This window comes from Acinetobacter sp. YH12076 (assembly GCF_013419525.1).
Lineage (GTDB): Bacteria > Pseudomonadota > Gammaproteobacteria > Pseudomonadales > Moraxellaceae > Acinetobacter > Acinetobacter amyesii.
On the sequence record NZ_VOZY01000015.1, the window covers coordinates 46,379 to 56,314 of the forward strand.

Below are 9,936 nucleotides of genomic sequence, written 5' to 3' on the forward strand. Positions count from 1 at the left end.
ACTTAGCTTTGTTGCGGAAGATTCATGCGATAACCCAACCCCCTTAAGGTTTTAATGTAATCACTGCCAATCTTCTTACGCAATTGGTAAATAAAAACTTCGATCGCATTACTTTCCACTTCATCGCCCCAAGCATAGAGTGATTCTTCGAGTTGGCTACGCGTCATAATATGCTCAGGATTTAACATCATCTTATGCAAGATTTGATACTCACGCGATGTCAGCGTAATCAATTCCGTATTTTTACGCAGCATTTTGGCTTGTACATCTAAACATAAATCACCAAAAGTCAAACAATTATCACGCTGCTGATGATGCAAGCGTAATTGGGCACGTACCCTTGCTGACAACTCTTCTAAGCTAAAGGGTTTCACCAAATAATCATGGGCTCCCAGATCTAAACCTTCAACACGATCTGCAATACTGTCCCGAGCAGTAATAAATAAAACTGGTGTAAGCGGATGCAACTGTACGATACGTTTTAAAATTTCATCACCAGTTACTTTTGGTAAGCCACGATCTAAAAGTATGCAATCATATTGATGTTGTTCTAAAGCCAAAATAGCGTGATCGCCTCGCTCAACCCAATCAACACTGTAGCCATCCATTTCAAGCCATGTTTTTATACTGTCGGCTTGGGATGCATCATCTTCTGCCAATAAAATTCGCATCTTACCTACCCTATTTCTATGGTTCCGACTTCAGTGTATCGAACTTTTGCTCATATCTACTCAAATCATAAAAAAACCACAGCAAGCCGTGGTTTTTTATAGTGCAGCACTGTATTGAATGACAGGCTAAATTAAAATTTTACTTGATCGACATCAACTTCAACGCGTTTCGTCGGTTTGTAATCAATGTCGATTTCACCAATGAGCGTTACTGGTGTTTTAGCTGAAATCGCTTTGCCTTGCCAAAGTTCATCATCAATATCCACTGTAATGCTGCCTGTGCTATCGCGGAACTGATATTTTTCATCGCCCATCGATTTCACAACATAACCTTTCAATTGAACTTTACTATCATCTTTTAAGCCTAAGGCATGTTTCACCGATGTGGTTTTCATCGGTGCAACTGCAGCCTGATTGACTGCTGTATTCGCAACTGCCACTGATGCCACACCTGCAAATGCTAAACCACATACCAATTGAGTGAATGTTGTCATCTTCGGTCTCTCTTACTTTGTCTATTTCGATAGCGCTATTTAAACAAAGCAAGATGAGTCGAATCTTAAGATGCAAAGACGTTTTTATTTATTTGATCGAACCATTAGTTGAGCGGTACGACGCGCAGGACTTCCTCTAAAGTCGTCACCCCTGCAAGTACTTTACGCGCACCTGCAATTCGTAATGGCTCGACATGCTCTTTACGTGCCTGTGTACGTAGTTGGGTTAGATCTGCATTAGCACCAATCAATTGCTTGGTTTCAATACTGAGTGGCATAAATTCATAAATTCCCACACGGCCTTTATAACCCGTTTGACGGCATTCATCACAGCCCACCGCCTCGTAGACGAAATCAGGCATTTGAATCGCATAATCAAAGGTCAGATGTTTCCACTCTTGTTCATTGATAAAATTCTCACGCTTACAATGTGGACACAGTTGACGAACTAGACGTTGTGCCAAAACCCCTAATATGGTCGCTGCGGTTAAAAAAGGCTGAATACCCAAATCATGTAATCGCGTCAAACTCGATGGTGCATCATTGGTATGTAAAGTTGAAAGCACCAAATGACCTGTTAATGCAGCTTGGATCGCCATATTTGCCGTATCATGATCTCGGATCTCCCCGACCATGATAATGTCAGGGTCTTGACGCATTAAAGCCCGTACACCATCAGCAAAGCCTAAATCAATCCCTGTATTCACCTGCATTTGGTTAAAGCTCGGCTCTAACATCTCAATCGGGTCTTCAATCGTACAGACATTCACTTCTTCAGTTGCCAATTGTTTGAGCGATGAATAAAGCGTGGTGGTTTTACCCGAACCCGTCGGACCGGTCACTAAAATAATACCGTGACTATGACTGGTTAATGCTTTCCAATCATCCAACAGACGCCCTTCAAAACCGAGCTGTTGGAAACTACGTACCAAGACTTCAGGGTCAAAAATACGCATGACTAACTTTTCACCAAAGGCTGTTGGCAGCGTCGATAAACGTAGCTCTGTTTCTTGGCCTTTGGGTGTACGGGTTTTTAAACGTCCATCTTGCGGTTTACGTTTTTCAGCCACATTCATCCGACCTAAGATCTTAATTCGCGAGACCACGGCTGTCAGGGTATTTGCAGGCATGTTGTAGATGGTATGCAATACGCCATCGATACGAAAACGCACCTTTCCTGTATCTTTACGCGGCTCGAGGTGAATATCACTTGCACCTTGTTCGAAGGCAAACTGTAAGACCCAATCCACAAGCTTCACAATATGCTGATCATTGGCATCTGGATTTTGTGTATCACCTAATTGTAATAGTGCTTCAACGCCTTTATTTTCACGGTCATAACTCGATGATTTTTGCGAATTACTGACCGCACGACTTACTTGGTAATATTCAACCAAATAACGCTGTAGTTGATCTGGACTGAGCAATACACGTTGAATCTTGCGTGGTAATACCGTTCTTTCTAAGTTGGCAATCCATTCATTTTTATAAGGTTGATCCGTTGCAATCAACACATGCTCATTTTGTAATTCCACCGCTAAAATGCGATTTCGTACTGCAAATTCTTGCGACATAATTGCAGTCAGTGCAGGCACATCAGCTTTTAAAGGATCGATAATATAAAACGGTACACCAGACTTTTCTGCCAACCATTGGCAGAGTCTATTGAGCGTTAAGGTAGACTGCGGATGACTCTGATCGACTAAATTAAAATTGGCAATCCATTGTAGAGGATGCCATTTCAACTGCTCGCGCTGACGGTGCGTGGTTTGAATCAGCATTTTGTCTCTTTCAGTAATGCGGCCGTCTTTTTGTAATTGGTCTAAACACCAAGAAGTGTCAATTTCAAAATTAAAAGTCATTGTTCTATGTTCCCCAAACATAAAACCACTATAGCAAAAAATTCTAAAGGCACGCTTGTGTCATTTGTGTTTTGCACATAGATTTTCTGAAAGCATACTATTTTTTTATTAATGAAATCATTCATAAATTTAAGCTATAATAAAGTTGCCTATCAGGGCTTTATAATTACGATATAAGAAGATTTATGATGAAAATAAAAATATTAGCAATTTGTACCATGACTATTCTTAGCTTAACTGCCTGCGGCGGTGGCGGTGGAAACTCAACCTCTAATAATGACTCCAGCGAAAATCCAACGATACCAAATGCTGCTTTCCAACAGTGGTCAACTTTTGAACTCGACAGTGAAAGTGATGTGCTGTCATACGAAAGTGATACTGCAACTATCGATAATGGTAAACTATATACTTCAGAAAGTAGCGATTCATTTATGGTCACAGCGAATGGCTTGTATGATGAAGGATCTCTACACAGTTCGTATGGCTATCTGAATGGCAATATATCCATTGCAAATAATGTGTGGACGCTAAGTCCTCATTCCTCTATTAATTCATCAGGTCTAAAAATTACGACAACAATGAAGTCCTTCAATCTTGAAGGTGAAATCCTAGCATCTCAAGTTGATGCCTATAATTATTGGATCATAAAAAATAATATTACTGATTCAAGCAACTATATTTCTAACGATGCTCTCAAATACTTAACAGCTATTTCAAATGTTAAGTTTCCCGCTGGTTCTCGTTGTTTACAATTAAATAAAGTATCAAATAGTGAACAGTATTTAGATTTAACAGATTCATCAGATAGTGATAGTCAAAGTTTTTTAGCTGACTGGTGGACTGATCTTAGTACAGATATTACTGCGAAAAAATACATCATGAAAGATACTGTAGCCTATACCGTAGCTGATAATGAGAGTGAATATGGCGTAGCTCAATATAAAAATCATTTTTATGACGCTTACCTATCTCCTAAAGGAGTGGAATACAATATGCAGGATTTAATTAAGGTTATTGATAATTGGATAAATACTTCAACTAATCCTACTCAAAAAACTCAATTTTTAGAGTTTAAACAATTAGCTGAGAACTCTTGCAGCATGTATAACGATGTTGCTCTTAATGCAATCAAACAAAGTTTTGCAGCAAATAAATAATTTACACATTTAATAAAAAAGGAGCTAAATTAGCTCCTTTTTTATTAAGATATTTCAATAATCAGAATTTGTAGATCACAGACCTGAAATTTTACATTCAAGCCAGCAAACAACATGCCATATATACGTTCAGCATCATGCTGATAAGCAGGACGTGGATCTAAACTCAATACTTGTTCCAGTTCTGCTGTTAATTGTTCGGTTAAATTGCCATTATTCAAAAATACCTGTTTTTGTTGCTCAGCGTGCTCTGACCAAATCACAGATTTTCTTTCTGGCTCATCCTGCGCATAACCGCTTTGCGCATCCATAACTGCATCTGAATATTGAATATAGGGTTTGATATCTAAAATTGGCGTGCCATCTAACAAATCACTGCCGACCACATAGACTCGTACCGATTTACCAACTTTTTTCACCGCTTTGAGCTGCACAACCGACAAGCCCATAGGTGACGGCCGGTACATACTTCGTGTCGCAAATACCCCGATTTTTTGATTACCACCTAAACGCGGAGGACGAACTTGCGGACGAAATTTTGTCGAATCTGCATTTTTATTTTCATGAAACTGCCAAATCAGCCAAAGATGACTAAAATCATCAATCCCTTCGAAAGCCAATAAATCGTTATAAGGTTCTACCATTTCAATATAAGATTCGACTTGCACCAAATTTGGCTGACGTGGAATACCAAACTTTTCTCGGTAGGGAGATTTCATATACCCGATAATTGGCATTTTAAGCTCAGACATAATCACTTTTTCTGATAAGTTCAATTAAATATATTCAGTTTATCGAGAATGATTTTAGATTAGAATAGTAAGCTGTTCTAATTTGATAATTTTATTGAGACCTTTAATGGCTGCTTTTAACGTCGAAAAGATTACTCACGTCCACCATTGGAATGACACTTTATTCTCTTTTAAAACCACTCGCGATACTGCGTTACGTTTTAAAAACGGTCAATTTGTGATGATCGGCCTTGAAGTAAATGGTAAGCCTTTAATGCGCGCTTATTCTATTGCAAGCGCAAACTATGAAGAAGAATTAGAGTTTTTCTCTATTAAAGTTCCAGATGGTCCTTTAACGTCTATTTTACAAAAAGTAAAAGTTGGCGATGAAATTTTAGTGTCTAAAAAACCTACAGGTACGTTGGTTCTAGATGACTTAAACCCTGGTAAAAACTTATACCTACTTTCTTCAGGTACAGGTCTTGCACCGTTCCTTTCTGTAATTCGTGACCCTGAAACTTACGAACGTTTTGAAAAAATCATCGTTGTACATGGTACTCGTTTCATTTCGGAATTGGCTTATCAAGATTTAATCTTAGATGAAATTCCTAACCACGAATTCTTTGGTGAATTAGGCGCGAAAGAGAAATTGGTTTACTACCCTACGGTAACTCGTGAAGAATTCCATACTCAAGGCCGTGTAACTACTGCCATTGAAACTGGTCAACTTTTCGAAAAAATTGGTCTTCCACGTTTCAACCCTGAAACTGACCGCGCAATGCTTTGCGGTTCACCTGCATTCCTAGACGACGTTGCTGCACTACTTGACCAGCACGGCCTGAAAGAATCTCCTAAGATGGGCGTTCTAGGCGACTACGTGATTGAACGTGCTTTCGTTGAAAAATAATTAGCTGTAAATTAAAAAGCGCATGTCATCATGCGCTTTTTTTTGATCTATATGCCACTCATGACTAATACAGCTATTTTTCTTCTTTTACCTTCAATTCATCAATAATTTTTGCTCTCCACTCTAAACCTTTATTTGTAGCACGAGGTAATTCATTTAAAAGAGTAATCTCAACACTATCATCTGGGTATAAATGGACTGCTAAATATTTTTTATCTTTTAAGTCTTTAGAAATTAATAAAGGAACATTTATAGCTTTATGTTTACGCGAACTGTTTGTTTCACCCCATTTAACATATTGGGACCCTGTTAACACTGCTGATCTTTTTGTTCCACTACCAAATCCACCACCCAACTCTTCACCATTTAATTCGACTATATAAGGAATATAATTGACATCATAGCCATAAGATGTTGTCGTCAATACATAAGTTTTTGTTGAATGTGTATTACACCCTATTAAACTCATTGCTGAAAGCATAATAAGCATTAAATTCGTTTTTAAAACTTTCATTATTATCCTTTAAAAAATATGGGGTTTTAATTTATTTAATTAAAAATAATAATCAAAGAAAATTAAAAATATTATCCATTAGAAACGAAGAACCAAAAGGAAAATTTATCCTATTTATCACCAGTAAACTGCCAATATACATTCGCATCCATTTCAAAATGCCCCCCCCGAATGGCATCTACTTATTCAGTCAGATACCAAATCGTTAATCCCCAAGGGTTATCTTTAATCTCAGGCATATCTTCTCCTTGATTAAAATGACGTTTTTCCATGTTATTCGCAGGACTATACCACTCACCTGTTTTAGGGCAAATTTGGCCTGCTTCGCATCTTAGAGTTTTTGTACTAGGATTACTTATATCCTTCTCAGAAGGTACAAACTCTCGGGCAAATTTAACCAAATCTTTTGGATAAATCATATGTGTTATTTCGCTATCATCTAAATCTAACAGATAAACGTAAGCAGCAGCTTCTATAGCCCAATAGCCAAAATAAAAACTTTCATCCAATTTATGAATATCATGCCATGGAGCACTTTCAAATGCTGGATACCATAATTTCAAATATTCCTGTATATCTTGAATACTCTCTTCTTTAGTATCTCTATATTTACTAAAAATTAATGGGCGATATGGATTATCAAAAAACCATTGATCTACATCATATCTATCTGCCAACTCAAATGATAAAAAGTCCTCATACAGCGTATCTAATTGTTCTGTTTGCTCATGGTAAATTTTGTCTTGCATCGCTGCAATACGTGGTAATAAGTCTCTTCTGTGTAATAGATAACACAGCCCTATCAACTGCATACATCTTTCGTACTCATCTATAGCTGTAAAGTAAAATGGTGCCCAATCATTATCATTTTCATACTCTCTTAAAGCAAAAGTATATGCTTCATATCTCTCAATTATTATTTCTAGAAAATACCTCATTTTAGAAATATCATGACCTGCTGTATATTCTAATGAAAAAAATTGATATGTTTCGCTTGCCAAGAATAGTGAAAGACGACTTTGATCTTCCAAAATCCCACTATATTCTTGTTTTTTAATTTCAATTTTTTTAGAAATTTCAAAGAAATATCCATGCAAGCGATCATAATTATCTGCTGTTAAAAAAACTTGCCTACGTTGCATTGGTACCACCTTACTTTTCATGCTTTAACATTTCTATAGCAACATTGGGAACATGTGCATATTTGCTTCTTAATTTTGCTTTAATTTTATTTACAATATTTTTTACTTCCGCCTCATTATATAACACTGCTTCATGCTCACGATGCAATTGCTCATTTTCTGCCTCACCAGCCATTAGGACTTTAGCATGAGTAATTGCATCTTTAATCGCTGCAGGTAGTTTAGTAGCTTTTAACGGCTCAATAGAACCATCAGAATATAATGGACTATAAACTATATATCTCGAATAGCTCCTACGACCATCTAATAAAATTAGATCTGAAATCATACTATTTACAGCTTTCTTTATATTTTTGCTAATCCACTCTTCACTCATTTGCACAATTAATTGAGTTTTATTCTGCCTTCCAGGAGGGTTTGCAGAATTACCCGTACTAGGTTTTCCACTTCCAGTAGTATTTGGTTTTCCGCCTGGTTTACCTGCTCCCCCACCACCAGGTTTCCCCGAGCCTCCATCATTGGCATAAGATTTTGCATCAGCTGTACCTGATTTTTCACCGTCAAGTAATAACGCACCTAGTGTTTTTAATTCCCTTTTTACAGCCTCCATCCCATTTACATCTAAACGACCCGCCATAGATGGCTTATTTGGGTTTTTCCCTTTGAAATAACCATGTGGTTTTTTTGTGATTGGTAAATGGCTTTTAGCTTCTACAATAGCAAATGGCTTACCACCATTTTGCGCATTCGAACTGACTTTCCAAACTGCATCCAATCCTTGACCATTCGATTTTCCTGTTTTCAATAGAAAAAGTTTATGTGAATTACTTAATTTACCTGCAACAGTATTTGAGGGATTAGTTTTGCCCCAATTTCCATTTGGTCCTAGATCATGGCCTTTCCAAGATTTCCCCCATCCTAACTTTTCTGCACAATAATAATCAGCAATATGCTCCCCCATATCACCTACTAAACCTGTCGTAATCTTATCTAGGCTTTGCGAAGCAATTGTAGCTAATAGCTGCTTGCTTGGTTTCCCATATTTGGGAGCATTTGATCCTCTATTACTCGTGTTTTCTTTCTTCGGCTCAGGAACTTTTTCTTTATGTCCTCCTCGTTTTTTCATCTTATTCGAAAAGGCAACATTGTTAGGAGCAAAACTCAGCCAATCAATAACACGCCTCTCCAATAAAGCAACAGAAGCCATAAATACTTGAGACAATATCTTGAATACATCACCAACAATTTTTTGCTTATCTTTAGGAAGACTTTCGTAAAGGCTTGAATCCTCTATGACTTTTTTAGCACTATTAAGATAGGGTTTTAATTTAGAACTGTCTGTAGCATCTAAAATAAGCTGTTCTATATTTGTATTTATACCGCTCTTTTGTGCAACATAACGAACTAAATCCATCATCACTGGAGCATATTTCTTAGGTTCACGATTGACCAATCTAAATATTTTTTTTATTCCATCACCTGGTCCAGGCATCCACCCAATTAAAGCTAAAATTAGATCTACAGTAACTTCATCTTTCTCTTTTTGGGTACTATTTCTTTTACTATATACTCCCCATATCCCTTCAACTGTGTCATAGATATCTATTGCTTGACCCGCGAATGGCACTGCGCCTAAAGTGATAGCAGTACCAATCGCAACAATAGCATCTGCTTTAGGATCATTTGTTAAAGTCTTTGGGGCTTGTGTATTAGCCATTATTTTCGCCCTCATTTAGTTCTTGTTGTGCAATCAAATCATTTAAAGCATTAAATGGGTCTAAATCTCTTCCCGAACACTCTCTTAAGAAGCCTTCTAAATCAAAATCTGGTGTTTCTACATCAATTCCAATACTTTTTAAATCATCTAAAATATTTTCTTCTGTTACAACTAATTCTGTTACAGGCCGTAATGGTTCTATATGATCCGTATCACCAAAGAAAACTTCATATTTCATATTGGGTGCATTTTCAATCCGTTTAAATCCACTTTTATCCAGTGTTCCTTTGAGTGTTGATCCATCTTCAAAAATGATTGTAAAAGGTGCATTAGACACTGGTTCTAAATTTTCAGTATGCAATGCCAGCTCAATCCATGCAGGCTTAATATTCAAAGTTGGTAACGGTGGAATTACTGGACTGACTTGAGCTCCATCCACAAACTTATGCTGTCCCGCCTTTACCTCAAACTTTGCCGCAGTTGTTGGAAATATTCCTGCACTAGTAATTTTAAGTTGTGACCCACCAGCGGTAAGAATAATTTCCTTTGGACTTTTTATATCAACATTTTCTTCTGTGGAAATAATTTGAATACCTTTTCGGGCAATCAAATCCGCCCCATCTCCTTGGGCTTGGATTTCAACTTTGCCTTTGCCTGCATAAGCTCTTAATCCCTCTTGTGCTGCAAATAGACTGATCTTGCTTTGTGCATGGGCAATTAAGGATTTTTGACTGCTGAGGT

At 37.4% G+C, this 9,936-nt stretch carries 10 protein-coding genes; 2 read left to right on the plus strand and 8 right to left on the minus strand.

Translation table 11 applies throughout. The features are described 5' to 3' along the window. Nucleotides 1-2 precede the first annotated feature (2 nt). The 3 genes from FTU22_RS14195 to FTU22_RS14205 form a co-directional block, all read right to left on the minus strand. Nucleotides 3-671 (minus strand): response regulator transcription factor, encoded by a 669-nt coding sequence (locus FTU22_RS14195; RefSeq protein WP_180095091.1) that lies wholly within the window; start codon nt 669-671, stop codon nt 3-5. 131 nt (nt 672-802) lie between these two features. Then, nucleotides 803-1,165, minus strand: a complete 363-nt coding sequence (locus FTU22_RS14200; protein WP_180066629.1) for a NirD/YgiW/YdeI family stress tolerance protein — start codon at nt 1,163-1,165, stop codon at nt 803-805. A gap of 104 nt (nt 1,166-1,269) precedes the next feature. After that, on the minus strand, nt 1,270-3,027 hold the full coding sequence (locus tag FTU22_RS14205; RefSeq protein ID WP_180095093.1) for a GspE/PulE family protein: 1,758 nt from the start codon (nt 3,025-3,027) through the stop codon (nt 1,270-1,272). Nucleotides 3,028-3,212: 185 nt separating this feature from the next. On the opposite strand from FTU22_RS14205, the gene FTU22_RS14210 reads away from it, so the two are divergent. After that, nucleotides 3,213-4,184 carry a hypothetical protein gene (locus FTU22_RS14210; RefSeq protein WP_180095095.1) on the plus strand — a complete coding sequence of 324 codons (972 nt, stop codon included), beginning with the start codon at nt 3,213-3,215 and terminating at the stop codon, nt 4,182-4,184. Nucleotides 4,185-4,228: 44 nt separating this feature from the next. Here the strand turns inward: FTU22_RS14210 and tsaA are convergent, their stop codons facing one another. After that, nucleotides 4,229-4,936: a tRNA (N6-threonylcarbamoyladenosine(37)-N6)-methyltransferase TrmO gene (gene tsaA / locus FTU22_RS14215; protein ID WP_180095097.1), complete on the minus strand. Its 708-nt coding sequence runs from the start codon at nt 4,934-4,936 to the stop codon at nt 4,229-4,231. Nucleotides 4,937-5,042: 106 nt separating this feature from the next. On the opposite strand from tsaA, the gene FTU22_RS14220 reads away from it, so the two are divergent. Beyond that, complete coding sequence (locus FTU22_RS14220) at nt 5,043-5,822, plus strand: ferredoxin--NADP reductase (RefSeq protein WP_111885341.1); 780 nt, start codon at nt 5,043-5,045, stop codon at nt 5,820-5,822. Nucleotides 5,823-5,895: 73 nt separating this feature from the next. On the opposite strand, the gene FTU22_RS14225 is transcribed toward FTU22_RS14220, so the two are convergent. The 4 genes from FTU22_RS14225 to FTU22_RS14240 form a co-directional block, all read right to left on the minus strand. Beyond that, a complete protein-coding gene (locus tag FTU22_RS14225; protein ID WP_180095099.1) occupies nt 5,896-6,336 on the minus strand; it encodes a hypothetical protein in 441 nt (146 codons plus the stop codon). A 182-nt stretch (nt 6,337-6,518) separates the two neighbouring features. Further along, nucleotides 6,519-7,478, minus strand: a complete 960-nt coding sequence (locus FTU22_RS14230; protein ID WP_180095101.1) for a PoNe immunity protein domain-containing protein — start codon at nt 7,476-7,478, stop codon at nt 6,519-6,521. A 10-nt stretch (nt 7,479-7,488) separates the two neighbouring features. Then, the gene (locus FTU22_RS14235) at nt 7,489-9,195 is read right to left on the minus strand and encodes a hypothetical protein (RefSeq protein ID WP_180095103.1); all 1,707 of its coding nucleotides are present in this window, start codon (nt 9,193-9,195) and stop codon (nt 7,489-7,491) included. Beyond that, a partial coding sequence (locus tag FTU22_RS14240) for a DUF2345 domain-containing protein (protein WP_180095105.1) occupies nt 9,188-9,936 on the minus strand: 749 nt, incomplete at its 5' end. The genes FTU22_RS14240 and FTU22_RS14235, both read right to left, overlap by 8 nt.

What these genes read in the sequence shown, in the direction of transcription:
- FTU22_RS14195 (WP_180095091.1), bottom strand. Translation starts at nt 671, where the DNA reads ATGCGAATTTTATTGGCAGAAGATGATGCATCCCAAGCCGACAGTATA.
- FTU22_RS14200 (WP_180066629.1), bottom strand. Translation starts at nt 1,165, where the DNA reads ATGACAACATTCACTCAATTGGTATGTGGTTTAGCATTTGCAGGTGTG.
- FTU22_RS14205 (WP_180095093.1), bottom strand. Translation starts at nt 3,027, where the DNA reads ATGACTTTTAATTTTGAAATTGACACTTCTTGGTGTTTAGACCAATTA.
- FTU22_RS14210 (WP_180095095.1), top strand. Translation starts at nt 3,213, where the DNA reads ATGATGAAAATAAAAATATTAGCAATTTGTACCATGACTATTCTTAGC.
- tsaA (WP_180095097.1), bottom strand. Translation starts at nt 4,936, where the DNA reads ATGTCTGAGCTTAAAATGCCAATTATCGGGTATATGAAATCTCCCTAC.
- FTU22_RS14220 (WP_111885341.1), top strand. Translation starts at nt 5,043, where the DNA reads ATGGCTGCTTTTAACGTCGAAAAGATTACTCACGTCCACCATTGGAAT.
- FTU22_RS14225 (WP_180095099.1), bottom strand. Translation starts at nt 6,336, where the DNA reads ATGAAAGTTTTAAAAACGAATTTAATGCTTATTATGCTTTCAGCAATG.
- FTU22_RS14230 (WP_180095101.1), bottom strand. Translation starts at nt 7,478, where the DNA reads ATGCAACGTAGGCAAGTTTTTTTAACAGCAGATAATTATGATCGCTTG.
- FTU22_RS14235 (WP_180095103.1), bottom strand. Translation starts at nt 9,195, where the DNA reads ATGGCTAATACACAAGCCCCAAAGACTTTAACAAATGATCCTAAAGCA.